This is a genomic window from Bacillus sp. ChL18, from assembly GCF_026241425.1.
Classification (GTDB): Bacteria; Bacillota; Bacilli; order Bacillales; family Bacillaceae; genus Bacillus; species Bacillus velezensis.
The window spans coordinates 218,973-238,263 of sequence record NZ_JAPHWE010000001.1 but is presented as its reverse complement, the minus strand read 5'-3'; the positions used below and the strand labels follow the sequence as shown (position 1 = coordinate 238,263).

Sequence of the window (19,291 nt, the reverse complement as noted above, 5' to 3'; positions counted from 1 at the left end):
ATTATTTCGCCACCTTCTTCTTCGAGTAGTCGCGTTTACGGGGCGCAATCAGTGATACATCGACATCCTGATATTCAAATTCCGGAGCTTCAAACGGACCGGCATGTTTAGCCATCGTCGTTTTGAGCCACTCATCGTCATTTCTTTCAGGGAAATCCGGTTTATAGTGCGCTCCCCGGCTTTCATTTCGGTTATATGCGCCGAGCGTGATGACTCTGGCAAGCTGAAGCATATTGGAGAACTGGCGGGTGAACATCGCCCCTTGGTTGCTCCATTTTGTCGTATCGTTGATATTGATTTTCTTAAAGCGTTCCATCAGCTCTTGGATTTTGTCATCCGTTTTCAAAAGCTTGTCGTTGTGGCGGACCACCGTGACGTTGGCCGTCATCCATTCTCCGAGCTCACGGTGAAGCACGTAAGCATTTTCGTCGCCGTCCATCTTCATGATATCGGCCCATTTTTCTTCTTCTTTTTTCACATAGGAATCAAATAATGAAGAAGACAGGTCTTCCGCTGATGTTTCAAGTCCGGAAACATATTTCACCGCATTCGGTCCGGCCACCATTCCACCGTAGATAGCGGAAAGCAGAGAGTTCGCCCCTAAACGGTTTCCTCCGTGCATTGAATAATCACATTCTCCCGCTGCGAACAGTCCGCGGATGCTTGTCATCTGATCATAATCAACCCACAGTCCGCCCATTGAATAGTGAACGGCAGGGAAAATTTTCATCGGAAGCTTGCGCGGGTCATCGCCCATGAATTTTTCATAGATTTCGATAATGCCGCCAAGCTTAACGTCAAGCTCTTTCGGATCTTTGTGCGACAGATCGAGATACACCATGTTTTCACCGTTGATGCCGAGTTTCTGATTCACGCACACGTCAAAGATTTCACGTGTCGCAATATCCCGCGGCACGAGGTTTCCATAAGCCGGATATTTTTCCTCAAGGAAGTACCAAGGTTTTCCGTCTTTATACGTCCAGACTCTTCCGCCCTCGCCGCGCGCCGATTCACTCATCAGACGCAGTTTATCGTCCCCCGGGATTGCTGTCGGGTGAATTTGGATAAATTCGCCGTTTGCATAATAAGCGCCCTGCTGATAGACGATTGATGCGGCAGATCCCGTGTTGATCATGCTGTTTGTTGATTTGCCGAATACGATTCCGGGACCTCCCGTCGCCATAATAACGGCGTCAGAACGGAATGACTCGATTTGCATATTGGTCAGATTTTGGGCTACGATACCGCGGCACGTGCGCTCATCGTCAAGAACGGCGCCGAGGAATTCCCAGCCTTCATATTTTGTGACAAGACCCGCCACTTCATATCTGCGCACCTGCTCGTCCAGTGCGTAAAGAAGCTGCTGACCCGTCGTCGCTCCCGCGTATGCGGTTCTGTGATGCTGTGTACCCCCGAAACGGCGGAAGTCCAAGAGCCCTTCCGGCGTTCTGTTAAACATAACCCCCATGCGGTCCAATAAGTGGATAATGGACGGCGCCGCTTCACACATCGCTTTTACAGGAGGCTGGTTTGCCAAAAAGTCGCCTCCGTATACCGTGTCATCAAAATGCTCAAACGGAGAGTCTCCTTCCCCTTTTGTGTTGACAGCTCCGTTTATCCCGCCCTGCGCGCAGACCGAGTGAGAGCGTTTGACCGGAACGATGGAAAACAATTTAACGGCCGTGCCTGATTCCGCTGCTTTAATTGTCGCCATGAGGCCGGCAAGACCCCCGCCGACTACGATAATGCTTGATTGACTCATGATAGCCCCTCTCCCTCTAGTAATCTAGTTCTCTTACACAAACGCTAAAATCGCTTTTAAACCTACGTATGAAAGCGCTAAAAATATAATCAGCGTCACGTAAGTCGAAATTCTTTGAGAACGCGGCGTGACCGTGATCCCCCATGTGACCGCAAAAGACCATAAGCCGTTTGAAAAGTGGAAAATGACCGATAAAACGCCTACAATGTAAAAACCGAGCATAAACGGCGAGCTCAGAATATTCGCCATCATATCGAAGTTGACTTCAGCGCCCATCTGCGCGGCAATCCGCGTCTGCCATACATGCCAGCTGACGAAAATAAGGGTGAGAATACCAGTGACACGCTGAAGCACAAACATCCAGTTTCTGAAATAACTGTAGTGGCCAGCGTTGTTTTTCGCAGTAAATGCTATGTACACACCGTAAACCGCATGATAAATTAAAGGTAAGAAAATAATAAAAATTTCTAACGCATACCTGAACGGCAGACTGTCCATAAAGCCGGCCGCCTTGTTAAACGCATCCGCTCCCCTTGCGGCAAATTGGTTGACGACTAAATGCTGGATCAAAAAGATGCCGACCGGAATAACACCGAGCAAGGAATGCAATCTTCGAAAATAAAACTCTCTGTTCCCAGACATTACTTTACCCCCTGTTTGATTTAAGTGCGAAATGTACTAAAATCTCTGCCCCCACTTCGTTTCAATTGTAAGCACTTTATTAAAATTTATTGACAATTTCATTTTACTCCTCCCTCAAAAGGGCGTCAAGAAAACGTGTACATAAATTATAATTTTCGGAATTGATTATCTGGAGGGAAAATTTTATTTTCCTGCGATATCTTTCTCACATTTTTTCGCGTGTTTTATAGGATCATCCTGTAATCCTCCCCCATGTTTAAGCTATAATAAACGAAGGAGAGAGGGGAATACATAATATGAAGAATAATTATGAAGCAGCTTTAGAACCTTTAACTGAACTCGACGTCAGCGCATACGGCTACGAATTAATCCGGGAAATCGTGCTTCCGGATATCCTCGGCCCGGAGCATTCATCCATGATGTATTGGGCGGGAAAACGCCTCGCCCGCAAATTTCCTCTTCAATCGTGGGAAGAAATCCCCGCCTTTTTTGAAAAAGCCGGCTGGGGAACTTTGACAAACGCAGGATCAAAAAAACAAGAACTGGAATTCGAACTGGAAGGACCGCTCGTATCCAGCAGGCTCAAACATCAGAAAGAGCCTTGTTTTCAGCTTGAAGCCGGTTTTATAGCCGAACAGATTCAATTGATGAACGATCAGATTGCAGAATCTTATGAACAGGTAAAAAAGAGAGCGGATAAAGTCGTCCTGACTGTAAAATGGGATATGAAGGACCCTGTATAATTGAAAAAAGGCGGTGACTCCAAGTCCCGCCTTTTTGCCTGCCCGTTTATACGGCAGACGGCTGTTTAGAAAGCTCAAACGCATCATGAAGCGCTTCGACCGCTTTCACCATATCATTTTCGCTGACAACCGCTGATACTTTTATTTCAGATGTGCTCACCATTTTGACTTGTACATTTTTTTCCGCCAGTACGGCAAACATGTCCGCGGCGACGCCGGGATTTGAAACCATGCCCGACCCGACAATGGAGACTTTCGCCAGTTTTCTTTCGGTTTCAATTTTTTCATAGTCAAGCGCGTTTTTATATTCTTCAAGCACGGCGACCGTTTGCGCGGCATCTTCCGTTTTCACCGAGAAAGAAATATCCGCTTCCCCATCGTCCGACTGTGTCTGAATAATAATGTCAACGTTGATGTTTCGTTTTGCCAGCGCGGTGAAGATTGTTGAAAGTGTTGTCAATCCGCTTGCAAGGCCTGTAACGGACACCCTCGTGATCTGGTCTTCAAATGCAATTCCTCTGACGATTAAATTCTGCTCCATTGATGATTCCTCCTCAATTAATGTTCCAGCTTCATGTTCTGTGCTTGACCGCACTTCCAAAGGCACTTGGTAGTTTTTCGCGAACTCAACCGCCCGCGGGTGAAGAACACCCGCTCCTAGATTTGCAAGCTCCAGCATTTCATCATAAGAAATTCCCGCCAGTTTTCTCGCTGACCGGACATACCGCGGATCTGTCGTAAATACGCCCGGAACATCTGTATAAATGTCGCATTTATCCGCTTCCAGCGCTGCTGCAAGAGCGACCGCCGTCGTATCGGAACCGCCCCGTCCGAGCGTCGTGATGCCTCCGTCTTCCGTTACGCCCTGAAAACCGGCAACGACTGTAATTTTGCCTTCTGCAAGCTGCGAACGAATCGCCGTGATATCAATATCCGTAATTCTCGCATTACCGTGAACGGCTTCCGTGCGGACACCCGCCTGCCAGCCCGTATAAGAGACGGCGTCATATCCTTTTTCCTGAAGCGCCATGGCCAAAAGCGAAATCGTGACCTGCTCTCCCGTAGACAAAAGCATATCCATCTCGCGTCTGCTTGGTTCAGATGTGATTTCAGCCGCGAGGTTAACGAGCGCGTCGGTTGATTTTCCCATTGCTGAAACGACGACTACGACATCATGGCCTTTTTGCTTTTCAGCAATGGCGCGATTTGCGGCATTTTGAATTTTTTCGGCAGAGCCGACGGAAGTGCCTCCGAATTTTTGTACGATAAGACCCATACTAGACCACCCTTTACATTTTGGTTCGTGCGGGTGAGGAGAAAAGAGCGTTTTGTCCACAATAAAAAAAGCAATGAGAGGAATAGCTCTCATTGCTTTTTCATATCATTACGATTGATTATGAACAACGAGATAGCCCTCCAAGAAAATGAATTCTTGACAGCCTTACATTTATTTAATGCAAGGCCAGCAAATCACACCGATGGGATGTGATACACTTCGGCGACGCTCCCCTTTCAGCCTTTTTCGCAGAATCCATCATTCTCCAAAGGCTTACTATTGAAGTTCGCACCTCTATCTTCACCATATAACACGATCTTATGAAATTAGTTCACATTCTAGCAGATTTTTCAGAAAAGCACAATACTATTTTTTTAATTTTTTAAACAGCAGCTGGGCCGCCGCGGCCGGCACACCCGCTTTTTTGATCTCGTCAAGGCTTGCTTCCTTCATCTTTTTGACAGATCCGAAATGTTTTAAGAGCATTTTTTTGCGTTTTTCGCCGATTCCGGGGATATCATCCAGAACGGATTGAAAGACGCTTTTTCCCCGGATCTGTCTGTGAAAGCTGATCGCAAAACGGTGAACTTCGTCCTGAATACGCTGAAGCAGGTAAAACTCTTGGCTGTTCCGCTCCAGAAACACCGGTTCAAGCGGGTCGCCGATCAAAAGGTTGGATGTTCGGTGTTTATCATCTTTCGCCAATCCCGCTACCGGGACATCAAGGCCGAGCTCATTCTCGAGCACGTCGCGCGCCGCGTTAATCTGCCCTTTTCCGCCGTCAATGATGATTAAATCCGGCAGCGGAAGATTTTCGCGGAGCACCCTCGTGTACCTTCTTCTGACGACTTCCCTCATTGAGCCGTAATCATCCGGCCCTGTTACGGTTTTAATTTTATATTTGCGGTATTCCTTTTTATTCGGTTTTCCGTCAATAAAGACAATCATGGCCGATACGGGGTTTGTGCCTTGAATATTGGAGTTGTCAAACGCTTCAATCCGATGCGGCGTGTAAATATTCAGCGCTTCGCCGAGCCGTTCGGCTGCACCGATTGACCGTTCCTCATCCCGCTCGATTAACGAGAATTTTTCCCGCAGAGCGATTTTCGCATTTTTGTGCGCAAGCAAAAGCAGCTCTTTTTTCGGGCCTTTTTTCGGCTGATGCACGGCGGTTTCCAGCAGCTCCGTGATCATGTCCCTGTCAACGCTGTCAGGCACCAGAATTTCCTTAGGCAGAAAGTGATTGTTTTTGGAATAGAACTGGCCGATGAAGGTCAGAAATTCTTCATCCGCTTCCTGATACATCGGAAACATGCTGACGTCGCGTTCGATCAGTTTTCCTTGGCGAATGAAAAAGACTTGGACGCACATCCAGCCTTTATCGTAGGCATATGCAAACACATCGCGGTCCAGAAGGTCATTCATGGTCATTTTTTGCTTCTCCATCGTCGATTCGATGTGAGCAAGCTGGTCGCGGAATTCTTTAGCCCGTTCAAATTCAAGCTTTTCCGCCGCTTCTGCCATTTTCGCTTTGAGCTCTTTTTTGATTTCGTTATGCCCTCCCTTTAAAAAACGGGTGATGTCTTCAACAATCTCGCGGTTTGTCTCCTCAGATATATCCTTTACACATGGGGCGAGGCATTGTCCGAGATGATAATAGAGACAGACGCGGTCCGGAAGCTTTGAGCATTTCCTGAGCGGGTAAAGGCGGTCCAGAAGTTTTTTCGTTTCCCGCGCCGCCTGCACATTCGGATACGGGCCGAAATAGCGTCCTTTGTCTTTTTTGACATTCCGGGTGACAATCAGCCGCGGATGGCGTTCATGGGTGATTTTAATAAAGGGATAGGTTTTATCATCTTTCAGCATGACATTGTATTTCGGATCGTATTTTTTAATCAGATTCATTTCCAAAATAAGCGCTTCAAGATTGGAGGAAGTCACGATATATTCAAAGTCCTCAATCTCCGTCACAAGCCGTTGGGTTTTTGCGTCATGAGAACCGGTGAAATAAGAGCGCACCCTGTTTTTCAAGACTTTCGCTTTCCCCACGTAGATGACTGTTTTTTGACGGTCTTTCATTAAATAACAGCCCGGCTGATCGGGAAGGAGGGCCAGCTTTTCTTTCAGTTGTTTATTCATACGTTACCCTTCCTTACATTCATTTCTCGTGTCCATTCAGTGTATCACGAACATTTGTTTTTCTCCATTCTCAGCTTTTGGAAGATCAAAAAAGGCGATTCCCTTTAAAAGGAATCGCCCTGCCGTAACGGAAGCTTTCGGCTTACAGATGTTTGTTTACAAGCTCTTCAAGAGCTTCTTTCGGTTTGAAACCGACAGATGTTTCAACGACTTCTCCGTCTTTCAATACGAGAAGTGTCGGGATGCTCATGACGCCGTATTTACCGGCAGTTTCTTGGTTTTCATCCACGTCGATTTTGACGATTTTCAGTTTGTCTCCCATTTCTTGATCGAGCTCTTCAAGAACGGGCGCGATCATTTTACAAGGTCCGCACCAAGGAGCCCAGAAATCAGCCAATACGACACCTTCACTTGTTTCAGCTGAGAACGATTGATCAGTTGCTTTTACGATAGCCATTTTGTTATTCCTCCAATTGTCAAATGATGATTTTTAGTATAGCATCTCCCATTCGTTCATGCTAATTTAATGCTTATATTATTTTCTCCCGAACCCGCCGGAAATAATCTTTTTTATACAGTATATTATAACCGGGCGGCGGGCGTTCAAAACTTAAGATGGGTCCGCAGGCAGCGTGATTAATACAACCGCCATCGGAGGAAGCTCCGCCTCAAGTTTTCCGCCCTTTTGAGCAAACCCGGAAAAAGGCTTCGGTTTGACGTTTTCCGGACTGCTGAATGTATTATGGGCATTCATTTTTTCCGCGTGCAGAATCGTTCCCGAAGGCTTCCCTGTCTTTTTCATGCCCCGCAGTTCAATCTTCACATCAGCTTTGTGCAGATGATCGATATTGCAAATGCTGATATGTATGTCTCCGTTTTGCTGTTTGGACGCTGAAATGCTGACTTGCGGGAGCCGGCCGTCATTCCATTCGTACCCGGCTGCTTTTGTTTCTGTCGCCAAAAAAGAAGTGTCCTGATGCACCTTAAACATATCAAACACATGATACGTCGGCGTCAACAGCATTTCTTTCCCTTTTGTCAGGATCATTGCCTGAAGCACGTTGACGGTTTGCGCGATATTGGCCATCTGTACGCGGTCTGCGTGCTGATGAAAAATGTGAAAATGCGTGGCTGCGACAAGGGCGTCGCGGATCGTATTCTGCTGATACAGAAAGCCCGGATTCGTGCCCGGCTCAGGATCAAGCCACGTGCCCCATTCATCAATGATCAGCCCGACTCTTTTTTCGGGATCGTACTGATCCATGATGGCACTGTGCCTTGTGATCAATTCATCCATATGCGCCGCTTTTTTCATCGTGATGAACCATTCATCTTCCGAAAACTCCGTCGCTGATCCTTTCCCCTTCCAGAAGTCGCCCGGTATTGTGTAATAATGCAGGCTCAGCCCGTCCATGAGATCCGCGGCTTTTTTCATTAAAGTTTCAGTCCAGCGGTAATCGTCGACATTCGCGCCGCCCGCAATTTTATAGATTTCATTACCGCTGTAATTGCGGACATAGGTTTGAAAGTTTCTGTAAAGGTCGGCATAATACTCAGGATGCATGTTTCCGCCGCAGCCCCAGTTCTCATTTCCTATTCCGAAATATTTCAGCTTCCACGGTTTTTCCCGCCCGTTTTCTTTTCTCCAGTCGGACATCGGCGTGCCCGCTTCAAACGTCATGTATTCAATCCAATCAGCCATTTCTTTAACCGTTCCGCTGCCGACGTTTCCGGCGATGTACGGTTCGCAGCCGAGCAGTTCACAAAGCATCATAAACTCGTGCGTGCCGAATTCATTGGAATCAATCGTTCCTGCCCAATGGGTATTCAGCATGGTTTTGCGTTTCCCTACGCCGTTTGCCCAATGGTATTCATCTGCAAAACAGCCGCCCGGCCATCTGAGGACGGGAATCTGAAGCTGTTTGAGGGCGGCGGCGACATCCGTCCTGACCCCGCCGGTATTCGGAATATCGGAATCTTTTCCGACCCAGATGCCCTCATATATGCCTCTTCCCAGGTGTTCCGCGAAATGTCCGTATATGTTTTTATTAATGGTTCCCCGTGTGATATCAGTTTGAATGACTGCCGTATTGTGAGACAAACTTGATCATTCCTTCCCCTTAATAAGAATGAAAGCACTAGAGACGATCTATGTATCTGGGATGTGTGCTGAATGGATAAGTTTGTAAGCGCTTTACAAAAGCTTATTACATTGGTTCGTACATGTCAATCCGTTGTTTTATTAATCTGCAATTTGTACGAACCAATTAACACAAACCAAAACCCTCTGACAAATAAGCCAGAGGGTTTATGATTATGAATGAATATTGGCATTTTTAAATTCCTGCGTCAGAAGCGGAACCACTTCGAACAAATCGCCGACAATTCCGTAGTCCGCTATTTTAAATATTTCCGCTTCCGGGTCTTTGTTAATGGCAACAATGACCTTACTGTTTGACATGCCCGCCAAGTGCTGAATCGCTCCGGAAATGCCGCAGGCGATATACAAATCCGGCGTGACGACTTTTCCCGTCTGGCCGATTTGAAGAGAATAATCGCAATAGTCCGCGTCACACGCGCCGCGTGAAGCGCCCACCGCTGCTCCGAGCACCTCGGCAAGTTCTTTTAACGGTTCAAATCCATCTTTGCTTTTTACACCGCGGCCGCCTGCTACGATAATTTTCGCTTCTGATAAATCCACGCCGTCCGCCGTTTTTTTGACTACTTCTTCAATGACCGTCCGCAAATCTGCCGGAGGTGCCGCAAGCTCTTCAATATCACCCGTCCGGTTCGCGTCTTTTTCTAATGCCTGAATATTATTCGGCCGAATTGTCGCCAAAATGAACGGATCGGTTGAAATCACCTGTTCAAAGGCTTTGCCCGAATAAATCGGTCTTGTAAAAACGATGTTGTCTCCGGTAACGCTTACATCCGTGCTGTCTGAAATCAGCCCCGTTTCAAACCGGGCCGCAAGCTTAGGTGACAAATCTTTTCCCATAGAAGTGTGGCCGAAAATGACCGCATCAGGCTTTTCGTTTTCGATCAGATCCCCGAGAACCGCGGCATATCCGTCCGCCGTATACTGAGAAAGCCCCGGCACATCGGCCGTAAATACTTTGTCGGCGCCGTACTGAATGAGTTCTGATGCTGCATCAGCTGCGCCTTTTCCCATCAGCACGCCGATGACATCTCCTCCGCCGGAAATGGTTTTGCCTGCTGCTATGGCTTCAAAGGTGACGTTCCGTAAGGCGCCGTCACGAATTTCTCCGAGTACGATCACTTTTTTTCCCATTCTGACATCCCCCAGTTTCTTTAATATCGGTTTATACGACTTTGGCTTCTTTTCTCAGCAGTGACACAAGCTCTTTCGCCTGCTCAGCGGCTTCTCCTTCGATCAGTCTGCCCGCTTCTTTTTGCGGCGGCAGAAAACGTTCGATCGTTTTGAGCTTCGGTGCGGCTTCATCTTCATCAATGTCGAGATCATCGAGCTCAAGTTCTTCCAGCGGTTTTTTCTTCGCCTTCATAATGCCCGGAAGCGACGGATAGCGCGGCTCGTTTAAGCCTTGCTGTGCCGTGATGACTAAAGGAAGTGAGGTTTTAATGATTTCGGTATCCCCTTCATTGTCTTTCTCTGCCACAGCTTCATCGCCGCTGATTGTCAGTTTTGTGATCGTTGTGACGCAAGGAATGTTCAGCAGTTCGGCAAGCCTTGGAGCCACTTGGCCTGAACCGCCGTCAATCGCGACATTTCCGCCGAGAATCAGATCATATTCCCGGTCCTTGAAATAATGATATAAGATAGTTGAAATGGAGTATTGGTCAGGATCGCTCAGATCATCTTCAATATTGATTAACACCGCCTGGTCACAGCCCATCGCAAGGGCGGTTCTCAGTTCTTTCTCCGCATCTTCTCCGCCGACGGTTACGGCGGTAACGGTTCCGCCGTGCTCTTCCTTCAGCTGAATGGCTTCTTCAATGGCGTATTCATCATACGGATTAATGATAAATTCGGCCCCGTCCTCCTGAATCTTTCCTGCTTCAATGACGATTTTCTCTTCTGTGTCAAACGTCCGTTTCATCAGTACAAATAGATTCATAATCTTATCCCCTTTATCTTCGCCCACCGAATTGAGGCTTTCTTTTTTCGAGAAATGCCTGAATGCCTTCTTTTGCGTCATCTGATGCAAATGCTTCCCCAAAGCGCTTTGCTTCAAGCTTTAAGCCGCCGTCATAAGAATAGATCTTGTTTGAATAAAGGAGCTCAAGCAGATAAGCCATCGACTGCGGGCTTTTTTCCGCAAATTTGCCCGCGAGCGTTTTCGCTTTTTGCAGCAGCTCTTCCTCATGTTCGGCGCCTATCGTGACAAGGCCGAGGCTGAGCGCTTCTTCTCCGGTCACAGGTTCTGAAGTGCCGATCATTTCAAGCGCTTTCGCCGTACCGACGTACCGGGGAAGCCGCTGCGTCCCGGCAAAGCCCGGAATAATGCCGAGATTCAGCTCGGGCAGGCCGAGCTTTGCATCCAATGTGGCGATTCTGATATGGCAGGCCATGGCAAGCTCAAGGCCGCCGCCGAGCGCAGCGCCGTGAATCGCCGCGATAACGGGCTTCGGAAACCCTTCAATTCTTTCCATCAGCTGCTGGCCTTTATCCGCCATGGCAGAAGATTGCTCAAGATTCTCAAGCGACGTAAATTCCTTTATATCGGCGCCCGCCGAGAAAAATTTTCCCTCACCGCGAATGATGATGCTTCTGACGCTGTCATCTGTTTCACATCGGTCGAACAGACCGGACAACTCATCTAAAACCGCACCGGACAGCGCGTTGGCCGGCTGATGATTAATGGTGATCACCGCAACAGATTGTTCTACCGCCATCGAAAGGCTGTTCATCCGTCAACCCCCTTTAGTTTTGATGAATTCCTGACACCAACAGCTCCAATACCTTGTCTGACAAATCCGGAAGATCATATTTCTGATCGTTCATCACCCATGTTGTCACTGTTTCATCTATCGTCCCGAATATCATCTGCCGGGCGAGGCGGACGTCGAGATTGTCTTTCCATTCCCCCGACTTGATTCCTTCGGTCAAAATGGTGTCCAGCATGTTTAAATAACCTTTTAAAATATCATTGATTTTCAGGCGCAGCTTGATATTCGACTGTCTGAGCTCAAGCTGGGTCACAATCGCGAGGTGGCGGTCATTGCCGAGCAGTGTGAAATGCTGCTTAATAACGAGAGCGAGTTTTTCTTTTGCCGTCGTTTTTTCTTTCACTTCTTCTTCCATGCGTTCAATGAACTGGCCCATCTTTTCTTTAAAAAGAGAAATGAGTATATCCTCTTTGTTTTTGAAATATAAATAGATGGTGCCGTCCGCAACGCCGGCCTGCTTGGCGATTTTGGACACCTGTGATTGGTGATAGCCGTTTTCCGCTATGACTTCTACTGCTGCATCAATAATCTGCATATACTTTGGCCGTTTTTGGTTCAATGTCATCGTTCCTTCCTTCGATAAATGAATGACTATTCATTCATAACTTCATGATAAAAAGGAATCCGGATTTTGTCAAGTTTTTCTTTTAAGGCACCTTGTTTTCACGGGAAGCATCTTCCTCTTCGACTAAACGCCTTCTTAATATTTTTCCGACGGCCGTTTTCGGAAGCTCTTTTCTGAATTCGTAAAGCTTCGGGACTTTGTACGGCGCAAGCCGCTCTCTTGCAAACGCATCAAGCTCATCGGCATCTGCCTCGGCGCCTTTTTTCAAAACGATAAATGCTTTCACCGTTTCCCCCCTGTAGGAATCAGGAACGCCCGCTACGACGATTTCCTGAACGGCTTCATGCTCATACAGCGCCTCTTCCACCTCTCGGGGGTAAATGTTGTATCCGCCGGCAATGATGATGTCTTTTTTCCTGTCGGCGATGTAGAAAAATCCTTCCTCATCCATATATCCCATATCCCCGGTAAACAGCCAGCCGTCTCTGATGACACGCGCCGTCTCCTCCTGCTTATTCCAGTATCCTTTCATGACTTGAGGGCCTTTTACGATCAGCTCGCCGTGTTCATACGGCTCCGCAAGCCCGCCTTTTTCTTCTGAATAGATTCCGGCGTCGGTATTGGGCCAGGGACAGCCGATGCTGCCGGGTTTATTTTTTCCCCAGATGAAGTTTGAATGGGTAACCGGTGATGCTTCGGATAATCCGTAGCCTTCCACAAGCTTTCCTCCGGTCACTTTTTCAAATTTCTGTTTGACCTCAACCGGCAGCGCCGCTGAACCGCTCGGACAGTTTTCAATGGAGGACAGATCATATTTATTCAGCTCCGGATGATGCAACAGCCCGATGTAAATCGTCGGCGCCCCGGGAAAAACCGTCGGCTTCAGCCTGTCGATTGTTTTCAAGGTATCCAAAGGATTGAATTTGGGAAGAAGGATCATTTCACATCCCTGCATAATGGAAAAATTGAGCACGGCGGTCAATCCGTACACATGAAAAAAAGGCACGATGCCGAGCACCTTTTCGGCTCCCTTTTTCATTTTGTACATCCAGGCGGCGCACATTTCTGTATTGGCCTGAATGTTCCGATGTGTGAGCATGACGCCTTTCGGATAGCCGGTTGTTCCGCCCGTGTATTGAAGCACGGCGATGTCATGCACAGGGTCAATATCAAATGGCTCTGCTTCCTCCGCTCTTTCGTTTTTTAAAATATCCGCTAATTTGTGAATTTGTTCGCAGCCGTCATAATCAATATGAACCTGCTGTTTTTGCGTGAGCGTATACAGCATATTTTTCGGAAACGGCAAAAAGTCTTTTATACTTGTTGTAATAATGCCTTCGATGAGTGATAACGTTTTCATTTTTATCACTTTCGGAAACAGCATATCGAGGGTGATGATCACGCGCGGCGCACTGTCTTTCAGCTGATACTCAAGCTCGTGTTCCGTGTAGAGAGGGTTGGTCTGAACGACAATGCCGCCGGCAAACAATACGCCGTAAAAAGCGATGACCGACTGCGGACAATTGGGCAGCATAATGGCGGCTCTGTCCCCTTTTTTCAGGCCTGTTTTGCGTAAAAAAGCGGCTAGCTTTAACGAATCTGTGAGAACGTCTTGGAATGTGAGTTTTTTTCCGAGAAAATAAATGGCGGTATGGTTCGGGAATTGAGCTGCGGAGTTTGTCAGATTGGATGGCAGGGTTTGATCGGTAAATTCAAGCTCATGCGGAATCTCTTCGGGATATTGAGAAAGCCATGGCTTTTCAGACTGCATAATACCTCTCCCTTCTGTTTTCCTATACGCTATTATTATAGCAGAAGGGTGATTGGAATTGGAAAGCGTTTCATGTGAAATTTCGAGTTTCAGGAGGTGTTGAGTTTGCTGGAAACGCTGCATTTTGAAGAAGGAGTTCCTATCCTGCGCCAGCTGCCGAAGCCGTTTACGTCAGCCGCCTTTTTGCTCCATCCCTTTGTCCGGATGCCTGATGGGTGGGAAGAGCAAAAGCGCAAACGGCCTTATGAACATAGGTATCCGAGTGATGAGGAGATCATCGCGATGGGCAGACCCGTTTCCTGGCAAACCGTCATGACCGTTTGCGGATTGCGCTCTGAAAAAGAGACGGCGCTTGCGCTTATGACTGCTGTCATGGCACTTCGGGATGAATATGCACATCCTGAATCCGCCAGGCTGTTTAATCGGCTTCATCCCGATCTGTACTTGCCGAGCGACGATATTACTTAACCATTTTTAATTCCGGGACTTTTGGATGTGTTCCGTTCAAAAGGCATAAAGCGCTGCACTTATTATGAGCCTGTCGAAGAGAAAGGCATATTTTCACTCAATCAAACGGCGGCTTCGGATGTATGCGGATTGCTGCGGGCTGACATGATCATTGCCGACGAAAAACGGCGCGCGGCTTTTATGAGCATATATGATTCTTTTACGACACTCTTTCTCATGGAAGATCAAGACATGCCGTCTGTTGTCCGCGCCATGAGTTGGGAAGCCGTCATTTGCTCTGATACGGCCTGCATAAACTGGTATTCTCAATAAAAAAGGCCGCCGATTTTAGTTCGGCAGCCTTTTTTCAGTATTAAGATGTCATGACCAGATAAATAAGTCCGATGAACAGAAAAATTCCCGCTGCCGACAGCAGCACTTTCGCAAGCTTCTCCATTTTTCCCCGTCCCCTTAAATCCCGGCGGCCACCACAAATGACAGGCCGACTGAGATGACAAATGAAATAAAGCCGACAGCTCTGTTATCTTTTTCAATTTCCTTATCAATTTTAAACCGGGGCGTCAGAAATTCAAAGATAAAATAGCTGATTAAAAGCATAATAAATCCGTATACGCCCCAGCCGATCATTTGCAAAAGCGAATTATGCTGGGCGATGCTGTGCTGAAAGACATTTGCGATACCGAGAATTTTCCCTCCGGTCGCCATTGCCACCGCAAGATTGCCTTTTTGGATTTCCACCCAGTTTTTATAGGATGTCACCAATTCAAACACGGTCAGAAAAATGACGAGACACAAGACGGCTACACTGTAATAAGCCGCGATTTCAACAAGCTCATTTTCCCAAAAAGCATTCATGACGTTTACTCCCTTTTTATTTTAGTTCGACAATCGTTACGCCTGATCCTCCTTCTCCCGCTTCCCCGAACCGCGAGCTTTTCACACTGCGGTGGTTTTTCAGAAGATCCTGCACCCCTTTTCGGAGGGCGCCCGTGCCTTTTCCGTGAATGATGGACACTCTCGGATAGCCGGCAAGCACCGCGTCATCTAAATATTTTTCGACGCGGCTGAGGGCGTTTTCGTAACGCTCTCCCCTGAGGTCAAGTTCAAGGGATACGTGATAATCCTTCCCTTTTACGGCGGTGATTGCTTTTTCTTTTTTCGGTTCAGGAGCCGATTTGAGAAACTCAAGATCTTTTTCCTTCACCTTCATTTTGAGGATGCCGATTTGGACGTTCCATTCTTTCTCGCCGGTTTTCTCAAGCAGCGCCCCTTTTTGTCCGAATGTGAGCACCTTTACTTCGTCGCCCGGCTTCAGCTCGCGTTTTTTCTCTGTCTTTCTTTCCGGCTGCTTTGATTTTTCAAAAGCCGGCATCGCGTCTCCGAGACGTTTTTTGGCGTCAATCAGCTCGTGTTCCTTAAAGGATCTGTGTTCTTGCTTGATGGACCGGAGTTCGCGGATGATCTGTTCGGCTTCTTTTGCGGCGGCTTCCAGTTTTTCCGCAGCTTTCTGTTCGGCTTCTTCCATCATTTTATCTTTTTGGGCGTTCAGCTCAATGATTTGCTGCTGAAGCTCTTTGTGCAGTTTTTCTGCTTCTTTTCTGATTGATTCGGTTTCAGAAAGTTCTTCATCCGCTCTTTTTTTGCTTCTTTCAAGCGATGCGATCATCAGATCGACTTCGTTATGTTCGGCGGTCATTTCTGACTTCGCCTGGCCGATGATATGCTCCGGAAGCCCAAGGCGTCTTGAGATTTCAAATGCGTTGCTTCGGCCCGGCACTCCAATCAGAAGCTTATAAGTAGGCGAAAGCGTTTCGATGTCAAATTCAACGCTGGCATTCATGACGCCTTGTCTGTTATATCCGTATGCTTTCAGTTCCGGATAATGGGTTGTCGCAAGCACTCTGGCGTTTGTCCGGTGAACTTCGTCAAGGATGCTCATGGCAAGCGCCGCTCCTTCCTGCGGATCTGTTCCGGCACCGAGTTCATCAAACAGCACAAGACTGTTTTCAGACACGTCTTTTAAAATATTGACGATATTGACCATGTGGGATGAGAACGTACTCAGACTTTGTTCGATCGACTGTTCATCGCCGATATCGGCAAACACATTGTCAAATACGGCTGCTTCCGATCCTTCATCAGCCGGTATGTGCAATCCTGCCTGCGCCATTATCGTCAGCAGCCCGAGTGTTTTTAACGTAACGGTTTTACCGCCCGTATTCGGTCCCGTGATAACGATCGTTGAGTAATCTCCGCCCAGTTCAATATCGTTGGCCACGACTTGATCTTGGGGCAGCAGCGGATGGCGCGCTTTTTTCAGCCGGATAAAACCGTCTCCGTTCATGAGTGGTTTTGTCGCCTTCATTGCTTTTGCGTATCTCGCTTTGGCGAAAATGAAATCCAGTGTCTGCAGCACTTCCACATTTTGAGCGATTTCTTGTGTGTGTTCAGCCGTATGCTCCGTCAGCATTCGGAGAATTCGTTCGATTTCCTGTTTTTCTTTTACTTTCGCCTGCTGAAGCGAGTTGTTCATATCTACGATCGCCTGCGGTTCAATAAACAGTGTCGCACCGGATGAAGATGTATCGTGGACAATTCCGCCGTAGCTTGATCTGTATTCCTGTTTGACCGGGATGACAAAGCGGTCATTCCGAATCGTAACGATGGTGTCAGACAGCATTTTAGAAGCGGAAGATGAACGCAGCATCGATTCAAGCCGGTCTCTGACTCTTGATTCAAGCGTCCTGAGCTGCGTGCGGATTCCCCTTAAAGCGGGAGACGCATGATCAAGCACTTCCCCATGGTCATCAATGCAGGAGTTAATCTCCCTTTCCAAATCGCCTAATGTAATCAGCTCTTCTGCATGGGCTTGTATCAGCGGAATGCCAACGCCGTCTTCTGTCATTTGGCTGATAAAATGCTTCATTTGTTTAACGGCATACAGCAGCCCAGACAATTCGGTAAATTCCGCCGGCGTCAGCACACTGCCGATTTCCGCCCGCCGTAAAGCGGATCTTATGTCGGTCAGGCCGCCGAACGGAGCATGGCCTCTCAAGCGCATGACCGCGGATGCTTCTTCGACTTCATCCAGCTGTTTTTGGATGTCTGAGAGATCCGTCAAAGGTTTCAGCTGCAGAAGCTTCTCCCGGCCGAGCGATGAGGCGGCATGTGCGGTAATCTGTTCTTTTACTTTATGAAATTCAAGTGATGATAACACTTTTTGCTGCACGGTTTTGTGATCCTCCTTACTTAATCATTGCGCGTCAGAAATGCTTTGACCTCGTGTAGCGGCCGGGCGTTTAACACATGTTTTGTCTCCGTCCACCCTTTGCGCGCAGCGGTCACGCCCGTTTTCATATCATCGAGCATCTCGATATTATGGGCATCTGTATTAATGACCAAAGTCACACCTTTTTCATTTGCTTTGATCAGATGCTCAGTCCGCAAATCGAGGCGCGCGGGGTTTGCATTCAGTTCAAGCGCCGTATTTGTTTTGGCGGCGAGTTCAATCAGCATGTCGATGTCGACTTCATAGCCGGCCCGTCTGCCGATCAGGCGTCCCGTCGGGTGGGCGATAATGTCCACGTGCTTATTCGTCAGCGCCTGTTCAAGCCGTTTCATAATGACATGCTCCGGCTGGCTGAAGCTTGAATGAATAGACGCGATGACAAGATCCATTTCAGACAGAACACTGTCATCATAATCGAGCGAACCGTCGGGGAGAATGTCCATTTCTACGCCTTTAAAAATATGAAAATTTTCAAATTCAGCATTTAACGCGTCAATTTCTTCCGCCTGTTTTTTGAGCCGTTCGGCCGTTAACCCGTTGGCTACCTTTAAATATTGGGAATGGTCGGTGATCGCCATGTACTGATAGCCTTTTGCCATACACGCTTCTGCCATTTCTCTGATGGAAAAAGCGCCGTCACTCCAGGCTGAGTGCATGTGGAGATCGCCTTTTATCGCTTTATGCTCCACAAGATCCGTTTCTTCCCGGTACGTGTCGACCTCCTGCCCGGTTTCTCTGAGCTCAGGAGGAATAAACGGCAGACCGAAGTGGGCGTAAAACGCTTCTTCGCTCGGGAATGTTTTGACGTCTCCCGTTTCTATGGTTTCTACTCCATATTCACTGATCCGTTCACCGCGCTCTTTCGCCAGCTGGCGCATTTTAATATTGTGATCTTTAGAACCGGTAAAATGATGCAGCGTGGTGGCAAACTGTTCCTCTGTCACAAGCCGGAAATCCACACTCGTCTCATATTCAAAGGTCAGGATGACTGATACTTTTGTATCCCCGCTCGCTATCACGTCTTTTACGTTCGGGAGGGAAAGAAGCTGTTCTCTGACAGCCTCCGGATGATCTGTAGCGATAATGTAATCCAGATCTTTTACGGTTTCCCGCGCTCTTCTGAGACTGCCGGCCCGGGAATATTTCTGAATATCCGTCAGCCGGGCCAAATGTTCTTCAATTACTGAAGCAATGCCGAGCGCATAGCCGATCGGAAAACGTTCCGGCTGTTTTCCGGCTTCTCCGAGAGCCTGAAGGATTTTCTCCTCCGTTTTTTTGCCGAAACCGGCGAGCCCCTGTACTTTTTGCTGCTCGCACGCTTCTTTCAGCGATTCCGCGTCATGAACGCCCAGTTCCTGATACAGCTTGGCGATTTTTTTGCCGCCGAGGCCCGGAAGCTTCAAAAGAGGAACCAAGCCTTCCGGAACTTCTTTCTGCAATTGGAGAAGCGTGCCGGACACACCTTCCTCCATATATTCACGAATGACGCCGTAAGTGCCTTTTCCGATGCCGGATATAGACATCATGTCGTCGATTTCCGACAGGCTGCGGTCATCCTGCTCAAGCACCGCTGCCGCTTTTCGGAAGGCTGATATTTTAAACGGGTTGTCCCCTTTCAGTTCCATATAGACCGCAATCGTTTCAAGCAGCCTGATGATATCTTTTTTATGCATACTGTTAACCCCCCAGTCGTTTCCTGCTTTTCAT

At 47.8% G+C, this 19,291-nt stretch carries 15 protein-coding genes, 1 pseudogene and 1 riboswitch; of the genes and pseudogenes, 2 read left to right on the top strand and 14 right to left on the bottom strand.

Annotation, left to right across the window (positions count from 1 at the left end):
* Position 1 precedes the first annotated feature (1 nt).
* On the bottom strand, positions 2–1,762 hold the full coding sequence (gene sdhA / locus OQ477_RS01315; protein ID WP_003152573.1) for a succinate dehydrogenase flavoprotein subunit: 1,761 nt from the start codon (positions 1,760–1,762) through the stop codon (positions 2–4).
* Between the two features lie 33 nt (positions 1,763–1,795).
* On the bottom strand, positions 1,796–2,404 hold the full coding sequence (gene sdhC / locus OQ477_RS01310) for a succinate dehydrogenase cytochrome B558 (RefSeq protein ID WP_265971154.1): 609 nt from the start codon (positions 2,402–2,404) through the stop codon (positions 1,796–1,798).
* Between the two features lie 296 nt (positions 2,405–2,700).
* Between sdhC and OQ477_RS01305 the strand changes: the two genes are divergently transcribed.
* On the top strand, positions 2,701–3,147 hold the full coding sequence (locus OQ477_RS01305) for a YslB family protein (RefSeq protein ID WP_007612940.1): 447 nt from the start codon (positions 2,701–2,703) through the stop codon (positions 3,145–3,147).
* A gap of 46 nt (positions 3,148–3,193) precedes the next feature.
* Here the strand turns inward: OQ477_RS01305 and OQ477_RS01300 are convergent, their stop codons facing one another.
* From OQ477_RS01300 to OQ477_RS01260, 9 genes are all read right to left on the bottom strand, one after another.
* Positions 3,194–4,423 (bottom strand): aspartate kinase, encoded by a 1,230-nt coding sequence (locus tag OQ477_RS01300; protein ID WP_032873773.1) that lies wholly within the window; start codon positions 4,421–4,423, stop codon positions 3,194–3,196.
* 125 nt (positions 4,424–4,548) lie between these two features.
* A riboswitch (Lysine riboswitch) is annotated at positions 4,549–4,728 on the bottom strand.
* A gap of 61 nt (positions 4,729–4,789) precedes the next feature.
* Positions 4,790–6,562 (bottom strand): excinuclease ABC subunit UvrC, encoded by a 1,773-nt coding sequence (uvrC, locus tag OQ477_RS01295; protein ID WP_265971152.1) that lies wholly within the window; start codon positions 6,560–6,562, stop codon positions 4,790–4,792.
* A gap of 142 nt (positions 6,563–6,704) precedes the next feature.
* A complete protein-coding gene (gene trxA / locus OQ477_RS01290; protein ID WP_003152560.1) occupies positions 6,705–7,019 on the bottom strand; it encodes a thioredoxin in 315 nt (104 codons plus the stop codon).
* 153 nt (positions 7,020–7,172) lie between these two features.
* A complete protein-coding gene (locus OQ477_RS01285; protein WP_265971151.1) occupies positions 7,173–8,663 on the bottom strand; it encodes an alpha-N-arabinofuranosidase in 1,491 nt (496 codons plus the stop codon).
* A gap of 213 nt (positions 8,664–8,876) precedes the next feature.
* Complete coding sequence (locus OQ477_RS01280) at positions 8,877–9,854, bottom strand: electron transfer flavoprotein subunit alpha/FixB family protein (protein ID WP_265971150.1); 978 nt, start codon at positions 9,852–9,854, stop codon at positions 8,877–8,879.
* Positions 9,855–9,885: 31 nt separating this feature from the next.
* Positions 9,886–10,659: an electron transfer flavoprotein subunit beta/FixA family protein gene (locus OQ477_RS01275; RefSeq protein WP_007612949.1), complete on the bottom strand. Its 774-nt coding sequence runs from the start codon at positions 10,657–10,659 to the stop codon at positions 9,886–9,888.
* 13 nt (positions 10,660–10,672) lie between these two features.
* Positions 10,673–11,452 carry an enoyl-CoA hydratase gene (locus tag OQ477_RS01270; protein WP_007612950.1) on the bottom strand — a complete coding sequence of 260 codons (780 nt, stop codon included), beginning with the start codon at positions 11,450–11,452 and terminating at the stop codon, positions 10,673–10,675.
* A gap of 13 nt (positions 11,453–11,465) precedes the next feature.
* The gene (locus tag OQ477_RS01265; protein WP_007408119.1) at positions 11,466–12,050 is read right to left on the bottom strand and encodes a TetR/AcrR family transcriptional regulator; all 585 of its coding nucleotides are present in this window, start codon (positions 12,048–12,050) and stop codon (positions 11,466–11,468) included.
* Between the two features lie 88 nt (positions 12,051–12,138).
* Entirely contained in the window at positions 12,139–13,827 is a 1,689-nt protein-coding gene (locus OQ477_RS01260; protein WP_265971149.1) for an AMP-binding protein, read from the bottom strand.
* Between the two features lie 96 nt (positions 13,828–13,923).
* Between OQ477_RS01260 and OQ477_RS01255 the strand changes: the two are divergent.
* Positions 13,924–14,607 (top strand): annotated as a pseudogene (locus OQ477_RS01255) (DUF2711 family protein).
* Positions 14,608–14,745: 138 nt separating this feature from the next.
* Here OQ477_RS01255 and OQ477_RS01250 read toward each other — a convergent pair.
* From OQ477_RS01250 to polX, 3 genes are read right to left on the bottom strand one after another with little or no spacing between them, the layout of a single operon-like run.
* On the bottom strand, positions 14,746–15,150 hold the full coding sequence (locus OQ477_RS01250; RefSeq protein ID WP_003152541.1) for a DUF350 domain-containing protein: 405 nt from the start codon (positions 15,148–15,150) through the stop codon (positions 14,746–14,748).
* 16 nt (positions 15,151–15,166) lie between these two features.
* Positions 15,167–17,524: an endonuclease MutS2 gene (locus OQ477_RS01245; RefSeq protein ID WP_265971147.1), complete on the bottom strand. Its 2,358-nt coding sequence runs from the start codon at positions 17,522–17,524 to the stop codon at positions 15,167–15,169.
* Between the two features lie 20 nt (positions 17,525–17,544).
* Positions 17,545–19,257, bottom strand: a complete 1,713-nt coding sequence (gene polX, locus OQ477_RS01240) for a DNA polymerase/3'-5' exonuclease PolX (protein ID WP_265971145.1) — start codon at positions 19,255–19,257, stop codon at positions 17,545–17,547.
* Positions 19,258–19,291: the final 34 nt, after the last annotated feature.

What these genes read in the sequence shown, in the direction of transcription:
- OQ477_RS01280 (WP_265971150.1), bottom strand. Translation starts at nt 9,854, where the DNA reads ATGGGAAAAAAAGTGATCGTACTCGGAGAAATTCGTGACGGCGCCTTA.
- OQ477_RS01270 (WP_007612950.1), bottom strand. Translation starts at nt 11,452, where the DNA reads ATGAACAGCCTTTCGATGGCGGTAGAACAATCTGTTGCGGTGATCACC.
- trxA (WP_003152560.1), bottom strand. Translation starts at nt 7,019, where the DNA reads ATGGCTATCGTAAAAGCAACTGATCAATCGTTCTCAGCTGAAACAAGT.
- sdhC (WP_265971154.1), bottom strand. Translation starts at nt 2,404, where the DNA reads ATGTCTGGGAACAGAGAGTTTTATTTTCGAAGATTGCATTCCTTGCTC.
- uvrC (WP_265971152.1), bottom strand. Translation starts at nt 6,562, where the DNA reads ATGAATAAACAACTGAAAGAAAAGCTGGCCCTCCTTCCCGATCAGCCG.
- OQ477_RS01260 (WP_265971149.1), bottom strand. Translation starts at nt 13,827, where the DNA reads ATGCAGTCTGAAAAGCCATGGCTTTCTCAATATCCCGAAGAGATTCCG.
- OQ477_RS01275 (WP_007612949.1), bottom strand. Translation starts at nt 10,659, where the DNA reads ATGAATCTATTTGTACTGATGAAACGGACGTTTGACACAGAAGAGAAA.
- polX (WP_265971145.1), bottom strand. Translation starts at nt 19,257, where the DNA reads ATGCATAAAAAAGATATCATCAGGCTGCTTGAAACGATTGCGGTCTAT.
- OQ477_RS01305 (WP_007612940.1), top strand. Translation starts at nt 2,701, where the DNA reads ATGAAGAATAATTATGAAGCAGCTTTAGAACCTTTAACTGAACTCGAC.
- sdhA (WP_003152573.1), bottom strand. Translation starts at nt 1,762, where the DNA reads ATGAGTCAATCAAGCATTATCGTAGTCGGCGGGGGTCTTGCCGGCCTC.
- OQ477_RS01250 (WP_003152541.1), bottom strand. Translation starts at nt 15,150, where the DNA reads ATGAATGCTTTTTGGGAAAATGAGCTTGTTGAAATCGCGGCTTATTAC.
- OQ477_RS01300 (WP_032873773.1), bottom strand. Translation starts at nt 4,423, where the DNA reads ATGGGTCTTATCGTACAAAAATTCGGAGGCACTTCCGTCGGCTCTGCC.